The organism is Pseudomonas alliivorans (assembly GCF_017826695.1).
GTDB classification, from domain to species: domain Bacteria; phylum Pseudomonadota; class Gammaproteobacteria; order Pseudomonadales; family Pseudomonadaceae; genus Aquipseudomonas; species Aquipseudomonas alliivorans.
Map to the genome: position 1 here is coordinate 289,305 of NZ_JAFFZW010000002.1, position 16,346 is coordinate 305,650.

The window sequence follows — 16,346 nt, forward strand, 5'->3', positions numbered from 1 at the left end:
GTACAAATGTACTCCATGAGCACATTATCTCCCCGTCGCAGCGCCATCCTTACCTTCATCCGCGATCGCATCGCGCAGCAAGGGCAATCACCGAGCCTGGCGGAAATCTCCGAGGCCTTCGGGTTTGCTTCACGCAGCGTGGCGCGCAAACACATTGTGGCCCTGACCGAAGCCGGACTGATTGAAGTCATGCCGCATCAGGCTCGCGGCATTCGTCTGGTGCAGAATCAATCCCGACCAGAGCTGCTGGAAATCCCTGTGCTGGGACGTGTCGCTGCCGGTGCCCCCATCGGGCCTGATCTCGACATTCACGCCACATTACATCTGGATCGCGGCACCTTTACCCGTGTGCCCGACTACCTGCTGCGAGTGCAGGGCGACTCCATGATCGAGGACGGCATTCTCGACGGTGATCTGGTCGGCGTGCACCGCAACCCGCAGGCCAGCGACGGTCAGATCGTTGTCGCCCGACTGGACGGCGAAGTCACCATCAAGCGTCTGCGGCACAGTGCCGACGGACTTCAGTTGCTGCCGCGCAATCCTGCCTACAACCCCATCATTGTTACGCCGGATCAGGACTTCGCAATCGAAGGCGTGTTCTGCGGTCTGGTCCGGCGCGAATGATGGGCGCTGTCGTCAGCCTGGACAGCCTGCTGGACGAACGCAGGGTCTGGAAGGGGCGTCAGCAGTCTGCGCCGCAGGTCAGTCCGCAGCCCAGCGGCCATGCCTTGCTCGACAGCGTGCTGCCCACTGGCGGCTGGCCGCCCTCGGCACTGACTGAAGTCCTGATTCCGGCCAATGGCAGTGGCGAGTTGCGTCTGTTGTGGCCCAGTCTGGCGCGGCTCTCCGGCATGGGGGAGCGTATCGTGCTGGTTGCGCCGCCTTATCTGCCGTATCCGCAGGCCTGGCTGGCTGCCGGAGTCGATTTGCGGCAGATGACCCTGATCGAGGCCAGCGCCAAAGATGCCTTGTGGGCCGCTGAACAATGTTTGCGTTCCGGCAGCTGTGGCGCAGTGGTGTGCTGGCCCGGCATGGTCGACGACCGTGCGTTGCGTCGCCTGCAGGTGGCTGCCGAAACCGGGCAGACCCTGGCTTTCGCCTGTCGGCCCCAACAGGCCGCTGCCAACCCGTCGCCCGCTGCGTTGCGTATTGCTGTCGATATCCGTCCCGCACAATTGCGGGTGCTCAAATGCCGCGGCGGGCTTGCTCCCGCCTTGCCGATACCTTTCCCGACCGACGCTTGAGGTTCTTATGCTGTGGGCCTGTGTCTTGCTGCCGCAACTGGCACTCGACGGCGTCATGCGCCGCCATACCGATCCGGATGAACCGCTGGCCCTGATCAGCGGCAGTGCCCAGCGTCGGGTGCTGCAGGCCGTCAACCCGGCCGCGCGGGCATTGGGCCTGCGACCCGGTCAGTCGCTCAGTGCGGCGCAGGCATTGGCGTCAGGTTTCGTCATGGTCCCTCATGATCCGTCTGAAACCGAGCGCTTGCAGCAACTGCTGGCAGCCTGGGCCTACGGTTTCAGCTCCAACGTCAGCCTCAAATACCCACGCGTTCTGCTGATGGAAATCGAGTCCAGCCTGAAGCTGTTCGGGCCGTGGCCAGTGTTCGAGGCCAGGTTGCGCGAAGAACTGACCGGGCTCGGCTTTCGTCATCGTATAGTCGTGGCCCCCAACCCGATTGCGGCCCGCATGCTGGCCAACATGCACGACGGGTTGAGCATCGATTGCCCGCATGATCTGCGTCGCACGCTGGAGCAGATGCCCGTGGACCGCATCGGTCTCGGTCGTGAGGTGGCAACCGCTTTGGCCCGCATGGGGCTGCGAAATGTCCGGCAGGTGCTGGCTCTGCCGCGTGACACCCTGGCAAGGCGTTTTCCTGCCAGCGTGTTGCAGCATATCGATACGCTGCTGGGCGAGCGGCCGGTCGCTCTTGAGTGCTATATGCCGCCGGACTTTTTCGACCTGCGCATCGAATTGAATTTCGACGTCGAATCGCATCAGGCGCTTCTGTTTCCGCTCAAACGCCTGATTGCCGATCTGGCCATGTTTCTGACCGGTCGCGACAGTGGCGTACAACGATTTGCCCTGCATCTGGAGCATGTCGACGGACCGGACACGGTCATGCAAGTCGGCTTGCTCAGCGCCGAACGTGATGCCTCGATGCTGTTCGAACTGGCCCGCGGCAGGCTGGAGCAGGTGCTGGTGGGGTCTCCGGTGCGGGCGGTGCGCTTGCTGGCGCAGGACTTGCCCGATTTCGTCCCGACGCACCGAACCCTGTTCGATGAGCGCGAGCAACAGACGCTGCCCTGGGAGCAGTTGCGCGAGCGCCTGCGGGCACGGTTGGGCGACGAGTCGGTCAGCGGCCTGAGGGCGCTTGCCGATCATCGCCCCGAGTGCGCCTGGCGGCCAGCGACGGAAAGCAGGGTGAGTGCGCAAGTCCTCAGTCATCCGCGTCCGGGCTGGTTGCTGCACCAGCCACAACCATTGCCCGCGCATACCACCCGCATCGTGGCCGGACCTGAGCGCATCGAGTCAGGCTGGTGGGACGGCGGCGATGTGCGACGCGATTATTATTTGGTGGAAACCCTCAACGGCCAGCGCGCCTGGGCCTACCGAAGGGTGGGTGAAAACGGCGAGCTGCTGCTGCACGGCTGGTTCGCGTGAGCATGGATTACGCCGAGCTGCATTGCCTGTCGAACTTCAGCTTCCAGCGTGGCGCGTCCAGTGCCCAGGAGTTGTTTCAGCGCGCGAAACGGCATGGTTACGCGGCGCTGGCGATCACCGACGAATGCACGCTGGCCGGGATTGTAAGGGCGTGGCAGGCCTCGAAGGACAGCGGCCTGCCACTGATCGTCGGCAGCGAGATGCAGATCGAAAACGGGCCGAAGATCGTCCTGCTGGTGGAAGACCTGATCGGCTATCAGACGCTGTGCCGGATCATCACCTTGGCCCGGCGTCGCGCCAAAAAGGGCGAGTACCGGCTGTTGCGCGATGACTTCGAGATGCCGTTCAACGGTTTGCTGGTGATCTGGTTGCCGGACATCGAAAGTGATGCGCAAGCCTGTCTGGCTCAGGGCAACTGGTTACGTGACCGGTTTGCCGAGCGCCTGTGGCTCGGCGTCGAGCTGCATCGCGGACCTGATGACGAACAGCGGCTTGCGGATCTGCTGGCATTGGCGCAGTCCCTGAGCATTCCGGCGGTGGCCAGCGGTGATGTGCACATGCACGCGCGGGGACGACGTGCGTTGCAGGACACCATGACCGCCATCCGTCACCACACAACGGTGGCCGAGGCGGGCCATTTGCTGTTCGCCAATGGCGAGCGCCATTTACGCACACCGGATGCGCTTGCCGAGCTATACCCCGACTGGCTGTTGGCCGAATCGGTACGCATTGCTCGCCGCTGCATATTCGATCTTGGCGATTTGAATTACGAATACCCCCATGAGCTGGTACCCAAGGGCCAGACACCGTCGTCCTGGCTGCGTGAACTGACCGAGCGTGGCGTGCGCAAACGCTGGCCCGATGGTGTGCGTCCGACAACCCGCGAGCAGGTCGAGAAGGAACTGGCCCTGATCGCAGAAATGAAGTTCGACAGCTACTTCCTCACCGTGCATGACATCGTCGAATTTGCCCGCAGCCAGCACATTCTCTGCCAGGGACGCGGATCGGCGGCCAACTCGGTGGTGTGTTACGCATTGGGGATTACCGAGCTGAATCCGGAGAAAAGCAACCTGCTGTTCGAGCGCTTTATCTCCAGAGAGCGCAACGAACCGCCCGACATTGACGTGGATTTCGAGCACGACCGCCGCGAAGAAGTCATTCAGTACGTGTTCCGGCGCTATGGTCGGGGCAGGGCGGCACTCACTGCCGTGGCCAGTACTTATCACGGTTCCGGCGCGATGCGTGATGTGGCCCGCGTGCTGGGCTTGCCGCCGGATCAGATTAACGCACTGGCCGATGCCTTCAGCCGCTGGAGCGATACGCTGCCATCCCCCGAGCGGCTGCGCGAATACGGCTTGGACCCCGAAGCCCCGATGCTCAAACGGGTGCTGGCCTTGAGTGAAGAACTGATCGGCTTTCCCCGGCATTTGTCCCAGCATCCGGGCGGGTTCGTGATTTCCGAGCACCCGCTGGACACCTTGGTACCGGTCGAGAACGCCGCCATGGCCGAGCGCACTATCATTCAGTGGGACAAGGATGATCTGGATCTGGTGGGTCTGCTGAAGGTCGATATTCTGGCTCTGGGCATGCTCAGCGCGCTGCGCAGAACGTTTGATCTGGTGCATTTGCACAGGGGTAAACAGTGGACGTTGGCGACCATGGAAGCTGATGACCGCCCGACCTACGAGATGATCAGCCGTGCCGACACCATCGGTGTGTTCCAGATCGAGTCGCGTGCGCAGATGGCCATGCTGCCGCGCCTGAGACCCGAGAAGTTCTACGATCTGGTGATCGAAGTGGCCATCGTCCGGCCGGGGCCTATTCAAGGCGACATGGTTCACCCGTACCTGCGCAGGCGTAACCGGGAAGAGGAGATTACCTATCCGCCAAAATTGAAAAACGTGTTCGAACGTACCCTCGGCGTGCCGCTGTTTCAGGAGCAGGTCATGGAAGTGGCAATCATCGCCGCGGACTACACGCCTGGCGAGGCCGACCAGTTGCGTCGCTCAATGGCAGCCTGGAAGCGCCACGGCGGGCTTGAGCCGCATCGCGAGCGTCTGACCAAGGGCATGTTGAAGAACGGCTACGAGCAAGACTTTGCCGACCGTATCTTTGAGCAGATCAAGGGCTTCGGCAGTTACGGCTTTCCCGAGTCCCATGCCGCCAGCTTCGCCTTGCTGACTTACGCCAGTTGCTGGCTCAAGTGCCATGAGCCGGCAGCCTTTACCTGTGCGCTGATCAACAGTTGGCCGATGGGGTTTTACAGCCCCGATCAACTGTTGCAGGACGCGCGCCGCCACCACATCGAAATCCGTCCGGTGGACGTGCGTTACAGTGACTGGGATTGCTCGCTTGAACCTGTCGAACACCCTGACTACAGACGTAATCTGGCGATCCGTCTGGGCATGCGCATGGTGCGCGGTTTTCGGGAAGACGATGCGCTGCGTATCGAACGCGCCAGAGCGACGCGTGCATTCTGCGATGCCACCGACCTGACGATTCGTGCCGGACTGGACAACCGTGCTGCCGAGTCGCTGGCCGATTCCGGTGCGTTGCGCGGGCTGATCGGTCATCGACATCGGGCGCGCTGGGAAGTGGCGGGTGTGGAGGCGCAGCGACCGTTGTTCGATGATCTGCCCAGCGAGGAACATCAGGTCACACTGCCGTTACCCACCGTGGCCGAGGACCTGGTCGCCGACTACGCCACGATGGGTACGACGCTGGGGCCGCATCCGCTGGCCTTGTTGCGTCGGCAGTTGGCGGCCAAGCGCTTTCGCAGCTCGCGGGACCTGCTCACACTGGAAAATGACCGGACCCTCAGCGTGGCGGGGCTGGTCATTGGCAGGCAACGCCCCGGCACGGCCAGTGGTGTGACCTTCGTGACGCTGGAGGATGAATTCGGAATGGTCAACGTCGTGGTCTGGCGCGATCTGGCCGAACGGCAACGCAAAGTGCTGGTCGGTTCACAGTTGCTGCAGGTGTTCGGGCGTCTGGAGTCCAAGAGCGGCGTGCGACATCTGATCGCCCGGCGCCTCTATGATCTGACGCCCCTGCTGACCGGGCTGGATGTGCGCAGCCGGGATTTCCAGTGAGCGCAAGACGCAAGCGGGCGCGCAACTTGCAGTGTTGAACGCCTTTTCAGACTGTCCACGAGAGGTCCTGCATGTACAAAGACTATCCCGCTGCCTATCAGGTGAGCAAAGGTGCCGCGCTGCAAGTGGATACGGCCTTTTACGAGCGCATACGCGCCAATATGCAGCAGCGCACGCTGATCGAGCAGTTCGAAATACCGATCCGCACAGGACGAGCCTGGAAGGTCAAGGCAGGGCAGGTGTTTCGCGTCACCACACCGGTCGGCCCGCAGGTGGGGGATTTCAACGTCTGGAATGCGGATGATCCCCGGGAGCGCATGTGGGCCGCGAGAACCCGTCAGCTGCAAGGCGCGCACGTCAGCACCCGCGACCGGCTCTGGTCGAATCTGCCATTTCTGCGGCCGATGGTCACCATCACCGACGACAGCCTGGCCAGTTACGGCATCGACGAGCATGGTGGACGCCTGCACGACCTGCTGGGCACGCGTTGCGACCCATACGTCAACAAGATGCTGACTGGCGAGGACTTTCATCACCATTGCCATTCGAACCTGACGCGGGCGGTCTTGCCACACGGCCTGACCGAGTTCGATGTGCACGACGTGCTGAACATCTTTCAATGCACCGGGCTCAACCATGACGACATGTACTTCATGAAAGCCTGCCCGGCACAGAAGGGTGATTACCTGGAATTCTTTGCCGAAATCGACCTGCTGTGTGCATTGTCGACGTGTCCGGGCGGCGATCTGTCGCTGCCGATGTGGGGGCCGGACGCTCAGGATCCTTTAAGTGTGTGCAGGCCGTTGGGTGTCGAGATCTATGCGTTGGAAGCGTCGCTGCTGGAGGGCTGGCAACCGCCGCAGCGCGCAGCGTATAACGGGCTGCATGGCCTGCAGATCGCCAAGGCCGAGTGGGAAATCTAGATTTCTGGCATCCTGGGCGGCGTCCTGTCTGATCACACGCCCCTCTGATGATGGATCGAGAGCTTGTGGGAGGCGGCTTGCCGGCGAGGCGATCCATCAAACGACCTGCAGGTAACCGGCATGCCGCGCTCGGCGACATTTCATCACGCCGAGCGCGCCATCCTGCGCAACCCCCAGATCATCGCCGCCCCCATGCCGAGCATGGCCACCAGCAACGCGGGATAGCTGACCCACCAGTTGAGCGGGGCGGTCATCATGCTGAATTCCGACATGCCACCAATCCCGGCAATCAGGTTCAGCGGCAGAAACACCACATTGATCAGGGTGAGCTTGCGCAGCAGGTTGTTGGTGCTGTTGTTGACCAAATTGCCTCGCGCATCCATCAGCCCGGCAAAGACCGTTGAATAGATCTCCGCCTGTTTGTAGCACTGGTCATTCTCGATAATCATGTCGTCGATCAGCGCCAGGCTGGCGTTGCCATACGGTTTGCCTTGCGCATGATTGCGCAGACGGGTCAGGACAGCGCCGTTGCTGTGAATCGCGTTGATGTAATACACCAGGCTTTCGCTGAGGTTGAACATCTGCAGCAGATGGCGATTTTCCAATGACGAATTGAATTTCTGTTGCAGTTCGCGAGCCACCATCTTGATCACTTTCAGATGGCCCAGATAGTGATGGATGTTGTTGAACAGCATCTCCAGCAGAATATCCAAGGGCTGCTCAAGTGGGCGCTGCGTCAACAGTGACGTCAGCGGTTGATCGTCGTCGCAGATCAGCAACAATTGATCCTGCTTGAGCAAAACGCCGAATGACGAGACATCGAACGAAAAACTGTCCTTGCCCGAATAGTTTTCGGGCCGTTTCCAGATCAGAAACAGCGCATCGGGATGAAACTCGATACGGGAAATTTCGTCCGGGTCCAGTGCCGATGCCACGGCATGTTCATCCAGGTGAAAACGCTCGGCCAACAGCGTGCGTTCGCTGGCATCGGGCTTGCTGAACCACAGCACGTGTGCCGTCAGTGGGTCGCAGGCTTGCAGGCGGTTGGCGTCGAGTTTCAGGCCTTTTATCATTGGCAACTACCAGGCCTGGCCAAGACGTTTTATATCCAGGCGCCGAATGAACTCTTCCAGTATCAGACCGTACAAATCGTCCTGCAGGTAGGCATCTTCAATACCGGCGTCCAGGTTGGGGTTATCGTTGACCTCAATCACCACCACTTTGTCGCCAGACTGTTTCAGGTCAACACCGTACAGTCCGTCGCCAATCAGGTTGGCGGTCTTGAGTGCGAGTTCAACCACCGTTTTCGGCGCTTCATGAACCGCCAGGGTGCGGCATTCGCCGTTGATTTGCGCACCGACGGCCTTGTGGTTGTAAATCTGCCAGTGCCCCTTGGACATGAAGTACTGGCAGGCAAAGATCGGCTTGCGGTTGAGGATGCCGATGCGCCAGTCGTACTCGGTATAGAAGAATTCCTGTGCCAGCAGCAGTACCGAATGTTCGAAAAGTTGTGCAGTGGCTGTATGCATTTCTTCGGCTGTGCCGACTTTGATCACGCCACGCGAAAAACAGCCGTCAGGAATCTTCAGTACCAACGGGAAGCCCAGCCATCGGGCGACGTTCTCAAGTTCTTCAGGGCGGTCCTTGTAGAGAATTTCGGTACGCGGCATGCCCAGGCCATGGCTTTTGAGCAGGTCGGACAGGTACACCTTGTTGGTGCAGCGCAGAATGGACGTCGAATCGTCCATGACCACCAGCCCCTCGCTTTCAGCCTTCTTGGAGAAACGATAGGTGTGGTTGTCGACACTGGTGGTCTCGCGGATCAGCAGCGCGTCGTATTCGGCGAGTCGCGCGTAATCCTTCTTCTCGATCAACTCGACATCGATCCCCAGGCGTTGGCCGACGCGAATGAAATTGTTCAGGGCCGCTGCGTTGGAAGGTGGCAGTTGCTCCTGCGGGTCATGCAGGATCGCCAGGTCGTAACGGGCCAGACGGCGTGAACCGGGCTGACGCCAGACTTTGCGACTGAAGCCATCCAGCGCAAGCGCGAACTCGTCCTGCTGATCATCACGCAAACGGGGCAGGGCACCTGACTTGATGCCTGCGATGTGCCAGTTTTCGCGCTTGCGGAATTCAACCAGCAGGATCGGACAAGGAAACGCTTCGAATAACTGGCGCGCCAGATCGTTCAAGGGCGCACGTGTTGTCTGACCGAAGTAAAGCGTCAGGGTAAAGCCTTCGGTATCGTCATACGGATGATCCTGAAGTGCGGTTTCCAACACTTTATCCAAATCATCCAGTGCCAGTCCATACAATGATTTTCGTGTCAGTTCGCTGATGGTGCGCACGGAAGGAATGACAGAGTGCTGACGCGCTTCGGCCAGCAGCGAACAGTAATAACCGTGGCCCAGGTACTTATAGCTGCGGCATAGATTGATGACCTGCACGCGCTTGCCAACTGTAGCTTCCAGCGGGTTTTCCAGATAATTCTGCGCGGTCATCAGGTTTTCGCTGGGGAAGTAAGACGCCCAGTCTTCCAGGCGCTCGACAATAATGACCACTTGGCTTTGTACTGCAAACGGGACTGCGGGATAGGCACGTTTCGTTGTTGCTGAAACTGCACGTTGAGCCGATACTTCGTTCATCTTCACCTGCGCCGCTGACATGTGTAATCGATCCGATGGGAAACAGTCCTTTCTATTAAGCATGGGCTTATTGAAATGTCCCGTTTCGTTACGCAACTTTTACGGCGGTGAAGATGGACTTTATATTTCGCAATGCAGTGGAATCCGATGTCGAGGATTTGCTGTTTCTGGAGAGCCGGTGCTTCGAAGGGGACCGGCTGACGGCACGCAGCTTCAACTGGATGATCCGTCGGGCCAACGCTTGTCTGATCGTCGCCGAGCGGGCCGGCCAGCTTACCGGTTACGCGCTGGTGCTGTTTCATCGGGGAACATCACTGGGCCGTCTGTACTCGCTGGCCATTGCCGAGGCGGCACGAGGACTGGGACTGGGCAGGCAGCTGTTGCAGCATGCCGAACAACGGGCAGTAGAGCGCGATTGCGCCTATCTGCGTCTGGAAGTGCGCCCCGACAACCTTGCAGCCATCGGTCTTTATGAGCGCAGCGGCTATCGACGCTTTGCTCAGGTCGACGATTACTATCAGGATCATGCCCCGGCGCTGCGTTATGAAAAACGCATTGTCGAGCATGCCCGGCATAATGGCCGCTCAGTGCCTTACTACCAGCAGACACTCGACTTCACCTGTGGCCCGGCTTGCCTGTTGATGGCCATGAAAGCCTTGCAGCCCGAGCGCTCGATGCTGCGTGCCGAGGAGTTGCAGATATGGCGTGAGGCAACCACCGTTTTCATGACCTCGGGCCACGGCGGCTGCAGTCCACAAGGGCTGGCGCTGGCAGCCTGGCGGCGAGGCTTCGCCGTGAAGCTGCTGGTGTCGATAGCCGGGCCGTTGTTTCTGAACGGTGTGCGAAACGATACCAAGAAACAGGTGGTGCGCCTGGTTCACGAACAGTTCTGCCGCGAGCTCGACGCTTCCGACGTCCAGACGCTGGCCAATCATGCCTTGAACCTGCCGCGTGTGCTGGCGGAAGGCGGCAGACCGCTGGTGCTGATCAGCAGCTATCGCCTGACGCGCTCCAAGGCTCCGCATTGGGTGATGGTGACTGACTGCGACGCCGATTTCGTCTACCTGCATGACCCGGATATCGATCACAGCCTGCACCGTCAGGCCATCGATTGTCAGCATTTGCCGGTGAGCCACGCTGACTTCAATCGCATGAGTTGTTTTGGGACTGACAAGCTGCGGGCAGCAGTGATCGTTTATCCTTTGGCAGTTGGCGAAACTGATGATGTGCAGGTTTCATGAACCGCTGTGGCTTTAATCCTGACGCGAGGCTAGTGTGTGCGCCGCAGCACTGGCGAAGGTCCATTGGCTGTTCATTCGGATTACGCACTCATGAAAACCGTTTTTGCCACCTTGTGGACCTCGATCATTGTCCTGAGTTTATCGGCCTGCATCAGCGCGCCTGTGCCGCTGACGACAGAGACCGCCGAGCGGCTTCGTCAGCAACCGCCAGTGCGTTTCCTGCTGTCATTCGACGACGGCCCCAGCGCAACGACCTTCTACAACCCCACCGCAACCGTGCTCGACAGCCTGGCCGACAACCCGCTGGAACCGAACATCAAAGCAGTGTTTTTCGTGCAGACCGGCGCAACCGGGGCGGGCAACAGTGATGAGGGCAGGGCGCTGATGCACCGTGAACAGGCGGAAGGTCATGTGCTGGGCTTTCACACCGCAACCCCGCACCACACCAACCATCGCTCGCTGACGTCAGAAGCGCTTCATCAGTCGCTGACCCAGGGCAGCGAGATCATCGAGTCGATCACCGAGACGCCGACCATCCTGCTGCGCCCGCCGTTCTGGAACTATGACAAACGCACCTTCGGCATTTATCAGCAGCACGGCCTGCATGTGCTGCTGACAGATCTGAGCGCCAATGACGGCAAAATCTGGGGTTACAACTTCAGCCTCAGACGCCGCTCGAACATGGTCAGCCAGCTGTCGGAGGTGCGCGAGCGCATCGCTGCGGGCGAGTTGCCCGCAGTCGATGGCGTGATTCCGGTGGTGGTGACCTTTCATGACCTGAACCGCTACACGGCGCGGCATGCGCGTGAGTACCTGCAGATTCTGGTCGACAGCGCCAACCAGACTGGCGTGCGACTGTCTGCCAAACCGTTCTACGACGACAGCGTGCAGTTGCAGCGCGCCGCGATGGCGCGCACCGTCAAGGACGCGGACGAACCAGTGAAGCTGCCGGGCCTGTGGAACTGGATCTGGGATCACAACGCTGACTGAGCCATTGTCGGTATCCCTCCGGGTCAGAGACCTCTTCGTCTCTGACTCAGCGCTGTCCGGCAGCAACTACAGAAGAAATCGTGCGTCTTAGTGGCTTGAGGGGTGTTTGAGAAAGGCGTTCGGCCCTTGCATCAAGGGCCGAGCCAGCATTGCAATTCAGACCAGCGTGTTCTTGCGCACCTTGCCACCCTGAACAATCATCGCCAGTCGTTCGCCCTGACCGACCAGGCAGTGAATGTCGGTCAATGGATCGCCGTCCACTACCAGTACGTCAGCCATCGCGCCCTTTGCGATGCACCCCAGTTCGCCCTCACGCTGAAGAATCTGTGCTGCCACATGGGTTGCGCTGCGCAATGCAGCCAGGTTGCCCAGCACTTCGGCGCGGATCTTCAGTTCGTGGGTCTGGTACTCATGCATTTCGCCCAGCAGATCCGAGCCATAGCCCATCGGCACACCGGCCTCGGCGAACAGCACCAGCGCATTGCGCCCGGCCTGACGGACGTCCTCGATCTTGGCCACCGAATCCGGCGGCAGACCGAAGCGTTCGCCGTATTCGGCGAGCATTTCGTAAGTGACCTGGGTCGGAACGGCAAACGCGCCTTTTTCAGCCATCAGTCGTGCTGTATCAGCGTCCACCAGATTGCCGTGTTCAATGGTCCGCACGCCACACTCGATGGCCCGGCGAATGGCGCGGGCGGTATAAGCGTGGGCCATTACATAGGTGTTGGCCGCTGCCGCTTCGTCGACAATCGCGCGAATTTCAGCCTCGCTGTACTGGGTGTTGGCAATCGGGTCTGTAGGCGAAGACACACCACCCGAGGCCATGATCTTTATCTGGTTAGCCCCCTGCTGCAGCTCTTCGCGCACAGCCAGTCGCACGTTGTCGACACCGTCTACCACTCGGGCAATCGCACCGGCCCGGAAGCAGCATGAACAGGGCTCGTTGAGCAACAGTTCACCACGCGCGCGCATGTCGCCATGGCCGCCCGTCTGGGACAGCGCCTTGCCCGAGGCGAAGATTCTCGGTCCCGGAATCAGCCCCATCTGAATGGAACGTGCCAGCGCCCAGTCAGCGCCGCCTGCATCACGCACGGTAGTGAAGCCGCGGTCCAGCATCGCAGACAGAATCGGCAGCGCGCGGTACATGATGATTGCGTTGGGCTGCAGCGCATTCATGCCCAGGTTGGCGTTCGAGGCCAGCACGTGGACGTGGCAGTCAATCAGGCCCGGCATCAGGGTCTTGCCGCCCAGATCGATCACCTGATCGTTAGGACCGGCAGGCCCTCCTTCGGCGCGCACATCGACGATGCGCTCGCCCTGTATCACGATTTCCTGATCCGAAATCAGTTGTCCCAGTTCGAGGTCCAGAATGCGGCCGTTGCGCAGGATCAGACGTGGGGATTCAGCAGTACTCATTGATAGGCTCCAGTCAGTGGGCGATTTTTGGCAGCCGGCGCAGGGTCGCGATAAAGCATCGCGCCGATGCCGCTGACAATTGCCGCGAACATGAGGTAGAAGGCCGGCGCGAGATTGCTGCCGGTCGAGGCAATCAGCCAGGTGATGGTGAAGGTGGCGAAACCGCCGAAAAGGGTCACCGCGAAGTTGTAGGCAACCGACAGGCCGGTGGACAGAACGTGGGTCGGCAGCAACTCACCGAACGCAGCGAGAATCGAGCCGATGTAGCCGGAAATCAGCAGACCCAGCACCAGCTCGAAAATCAGCAGCGAGAACAGGCCAGGCATCTGGTTGATGAACAGGAACATCGGATAGGCACTGAAAAAGATCGCGATGGCCGAGCCCAGCAGCCAGGAGCGGTTGCCGCTGCGATCCGCCATGGCGCCCACCAGTGGTGTGGCAACGATCAATACCGCGCCACCCATCATGCCTGCGCTGAAGCCCATCCATGAGGGCAGGCCAAGCACGCGCTGGGCGTAGGAGGGAATGTAGAACAGGATTGCGTAGGTGCAGACGGTCCAGAGCACCACCAGCGAAAAACTGATCAGGGTCTGGCGCGGGTAGGTCTTGATGACTTCACGAAGCGGTGAATCGACCGGCTTGCTGGCGGTGTAGGCAGGTGTTTCGTCTACCCGGCTGCGAATGTAGAAACCCACCGGGCCGATCAGCGTGCCGATCAGGAACGGTACGCGCCAGCCCCAGCTTTCCAGTTGTGCCTGGGTCAGGTAGCTGGACAGAATTGCACCCAGCGCCGAGCCGAGCAGCACGGCGACGCCGATACTGGCCTGAATCCAGCTGGAGTAGAACGCCTTGCGGCCCGCCGGCGCATGTTCGGTCAGAAACGCCGTGGCGCTGCCCATCTCGCCGCCAGCGGAAAAACCCTGCAGCAGGCGCGCCAGTACGATCAGTACCGGGGCCAGGTAGCCGATCTGCGCGAAGCTCGGCGTGAGGGCAATGATCAACGTCCCGAATGCCATGAGCAGGATGGTCAGCGACAATGCCGCCTTGCGCCCATGCTTGTCGCCGTAGATGCCCAGCACGATGCCGCCCACCGGACGCATGAAGAAGCCCACGCCAAAGGTGGCCAGTGCCAGCAGGTAGGACGTGAGTTCGCTGCCGGTGGGAAAGAAGACCTTGGCGATAATGACTGAGAAAAAGCTATAGACCGTGAAGTCGAACCACTCCAGGCCGTTGCCGATGACTGTGGCGGTGATGGCGCGGCGCGCCTGCCTGTTCTGCGGATGTGTGAGGGATTGTTGTAGTGTGCTCACTTTTTAGCTCCTGCATGCAATACACGCAGGGAACGACCCTGCATTGATAAGGGGGCAGAGTCGGAAGGTGAAACAGAATCAGGTCTAGCGCCCGTTATGGTTGAGAGTAGGCCCATACCCGATTTGGAGAAAACGCTCTTTACGCAGGTTTGCATGCGCAGCGCGCATGCAATTGAGTCCTTGAAAATTCAGGCCGTCGAACTGATTTCTTCGCTCAGCCATTTCTCGAAGGCACGCGCCGCGCGGCGCGGCATCTTGCCGCTGGGTGTCAGCAGGTAATAGCCGCCCACCGCGCCGACGCTTGTGCTGCACGCAGGCACCAGCGCGCCGGAACGCACATGTCTGTCAATCATGGGCTGCCAGCCAAGCACGATGCCGTGACCTGACATTGCCAGATCCACCAGCACCGGATACAGGTTGACTGTCATGCGCTTGCGGATCAGCGAGGCATCCACGCCCTGACGGCCGAACCAGTCATTCCAGGACAGCCACTGACGCTGGCCGTCTTCCAGCATCAACAGGCAGTGATCGAGCAGTTGGGCGGGTTCGAGCAATTGGCCGTTCAGATAGTCCGGCGAGCAGTAGGCATTGACCGACTCGGCAAACAGTAACCGGCTATCCAGCCCGGCAGGCGAGCTTTCACGCAGAAAATAAAGGGCCAGATCGAATTCGGCACGGATCAGGGAATCCAGCCCGTCGACGACGCGCAGCCGGATATCGACGCTGGGAAATTCATCGCGATAGCGACCCAGCAAAGGACCGAGCCATAAGGCCGCGACGCCGCTGGAACAGGCCAGTGTCAGTTGTTGCTCGCCGCTGTGAGTGATGACCTGCGCCGTGGCTTCTGCGCACAGGGTCAGCACACGATGAATCTGTTCGGCGTAAATCTGCCCGGCAACGGTCAGGTGGATGCGCTTGTGCTCGCGGCGAAACAGCGCTCGGCCCAGAAATTCTTCCAATTGCGCCACTTGCCGACTGATTGCGCTTTGCGTCAGGTGCAGTTCGATCGCGGCACGGGTAAAGCTGCCGTGGCGCACGGTGGCCTCGAAAGCGATCAGGTTCTGCAAGGGTGGCAGCGGTTCGATGCGCATGAAGGCTCCGGATCAGAGGCGGTCGGGAAACGGAATGGACAGCAGCCAGTCCCTGAACACGCACAGTGACGGCAGGTTCTGAAAGCGTGTGGCGTACGCCAGATAATAATTACGGCCGCTGTCCAGCGGTTCGAACAGCGTCACCAGCTCACCACTGTCGAGTTCGTCCAGCACCAGAATGCGTGGCACCAGCGCGATGCCGATGCCTGCTGACACCGCCTGGATGAGGTGTGAAGTCAGCTCGAAACTCGGGCCGGGGCGCATGACGTGGTGGTCCAGCCGGTTGCGTTCGAACCAGTCCGACCAGGCATTGGGGCGCGATACCACGCTGAGCAGCGAGTGTTGCGCCACCTGTGCCGGGGTCATGGATGCATAACCTTTCAGCGCGCCGGGACTGGCAATCAGGACCAGCTTCTCGCTGACCAGCGGGTGGGCGACGTAACCCGGCCAGTTGCCGGTGCCTGCGCAGATGATGGCGTTCATTTCGCTGGCGGCTGGCGTCAGGTCGGCGTGCACGATGCGCGAATGCACGTGCACTACGTAGCCCGGATGCCGCGCGTAGAAGTCATTCATGCGCGGCAGCAGCCATTTCGAGCCGAACGTAGGCAGCACGGCGAGGTGCAGGGTGCCGCCCTCGGCCTTGTGAGCGATCGTCTGCAGGGTCGCGCTGCGGATTCGACCGAGGGCTGCAGCCAGTTCGTGCTGGTACAGCGCACCTGCTGTGGTCAACTCGATACGCCGGCCATCGCGTTTGAACAGCTCGACTTCGAGCTGGGCCTCCAGCGCTTGCACCTGACGGCTCACCGCGCTCTGGGTCAGCGTCAGTTCATCGGCGGCCTTGGTAAAGCTGCCATGCCGGGCGGCTGCCTCGAAAGCGATCAGCAGCGACATCGAAGGCGTCAGTCTTCTGGGGTTCATTCATAAAGCTCATGGAAAAACGGCAGGTTTTACGTTTGCACTGAGGCGTCGCA

General features: G+C 60.5%; 13 protein-coding genes. 7 read left to right on the plus strand and 6 right to left on the minus strand.

Annotated elements, in window-relative coordinates; translation table 11 throughout:
- Positions 1-6: 6 nt before the first annotated feature.
- The 5 genes from lexA to JTJ32_RS06035 all read left to right on the plus strand — a co-directional run bounded on the left by lexA (position 7) and on the right by JTJ32_RS06035 (position 6,682).
- Positions 7-624 carry a transcriptional repressor LexA gene (lexA, locus tag JTJ32_RS06015; RefSeq protein WP_184322794.1) on the plus strand — a complete coding sequence of 206 codons (618 nt, stop codon included), beginning with the start codon at positions 7-9 and terminating at the stop codon, positions 622-624.
- A complete protein-coding gene (imuA, locus tag JTJ32_RS06020) occupies positions 624-1,244 on the plus strand; it encodes a translesion DNA synthesis-associated protein ImuA (protein ID WP_180274437.1) in 621 nt (206 codons plus the stop codon). The genes lexA and imuA overlap by 1 nt, the downstream gene beginning before the upstream one ends.
- A gap of 7 nt (positions 1,245-1,251) precedes the next feature.
- Positions 1,252-2,667 carry a Y-family DNA polymerase gene (locus tag JTJ32_RS06025; protein WP_210041404.1) on the plus strand — a complete coding sequence of 472 codons (1,416 nt, stop codon included), beginning with the start codon at positions 1,252-1,254 and terminating at the stop codon, positions 2,665-2,667.
- Between the two features lie 2 nt (positions 2,668-2,669).
- A complete protein-coding gene (locus tag JTJ32_RS06030) occupies positions 2,670-5,759 on the plus strand; it encodes an error-prone DNA polymerase (protein WP_210041406.1) in 3,090 nt (1,029 codons plus the stop codon).
- 71 nt (positions 5,760-5,830) lie between these two features.
- Entirely contained in the window at positions 5,831-6,682 is an 852-nt protein-coding gene (locus JTJ32_RS06035) for an urea carboxylase-associated family protein (RefSeq protein ID WP_210041408.1), read from the plus strand.
- A gap of 143 nt (positions 6,683-6,825) precedes the next feature.
- Here JTJ32_RS06035 and JTJ32_RS06040 read toward each other — a convergent pair whose 3' ends face one another.
- Together JTJ32_RS06040 and JTJ32_RS06045 are read right to left on the minus strand one after the other, a co-directional pair.
- Positions 6,826-7,755, minus strand: a complete 930-nt coding sequence (locus tag JTJ32_RS06040) for a magnesium transporter CorA family protein (RefSeq protein ID WP_210041410.1) — start codon at positions 7,753-7,755, stop codon at positions 6,826-6,828.
- Between the two features lie 6 nt (positions 7,756-7,761).
- On the minus strand, positions 7,762-9,348 hold the full coding sequence (locus tag JTJ32_RS06045) for a RimK family ATP-grasp domain-containing protein (RefSeq protein ID WP_210041411.1): 1,587 nt from the start codon (positions 9,346-9,348) through the stop codon (positions 7,762-7,764).
- Between the two features lie 92 nt (positions 9,349-9,440).
- On the opposite strand from JTJ32_RS06045, the gene JTJ32_RS06050 reads away from it, so the two are divergent.
- Positions 9,441-10,568, plus strand: coding sequence for a GNAT family N-acetyltransferase/peptidase C39 family protein (locus tag JTJ32_RS06050; protein WP_210041412.1), 1,128 nt, complete (start codon positions 9,441-9,443; stop codon positions 10,566-10,568).
- A 90-nt stretch (positions 10,569-10,658) separates the two neighbouring features.
- A complete protein-coding gene (locus tag JTJ32_RS06055) occupies positions 10,659-11,558 on the plus strand; it encodes a polysaccharide deacetylase family protein (protein WP_210041413.1) in 900 nt (299 codons plus the stop codon).
- A gap of 156 nt (positions 11,559-11,714) precedes the next feature.
- Here JTJ32_RS06055 and JTJ32_RS06060 read toward each other — a convergent pair whose 3' ends face one another.
- From JTJ32_RS06060 to JTJ32_RS06075, 4 genes are all read right to left on the minus strand, one after another.
- Positions 11,715-12,974 carry a metal-dependent hydrolase family protein gene (locus JTJ32_RS06060; protein ID WP_210041414.1) on the minus strand — a complete coding sequence of 420 codons (1,260 nt, stop codon included), beginning with the start codon at positions 12,972-12,974 and terminating at the stop codon, positions 11,715-11,717.
- On the minus strand, positions 12,971-14,284 hold the full coding sequence (locus tag JTJ32_RS06065) for an MFS transporter (protein WP_210041415.1): 1,314 nt from the start codon (positions 14,282-14,284) through the stop codon (positions 12,971-12,973). The genes JTJ32_RS06060 and JTJ32_RS06065 overlap by 4 nt, the downstream gene beginning before the upstream one ends.
- A 188-nt stretch (positions 14,285-14,472) precedes the next feature.
- A complete protein-coding gene (locus JTJ32_RS06070; RefSeq protein ID WP_210041416.1) occupies positions 14,473-15,375 on the minus strand; it encodes a LysR substrate-binding domain-containing protein in 903 nt (300 codons plus the stop codon).
- A 12-nt stretch (positions 15,376-15,387) separates the two neighbouring features.
- The gene (locus JTJ32_RS06075; RefSeq protein WP_184322783.1) at positions 15,388-16,293 is read right to left on the minus strand and encodes a LysR substrate-binding domain-containing protein; all 906 of its coding nucleotides are present in this window, start codon (positions 16,291-16,293) and stop codon (positions 15,388-15,390) included.
- Positions 16,294-16,346 lie beyond the last annotated feature (53 nt).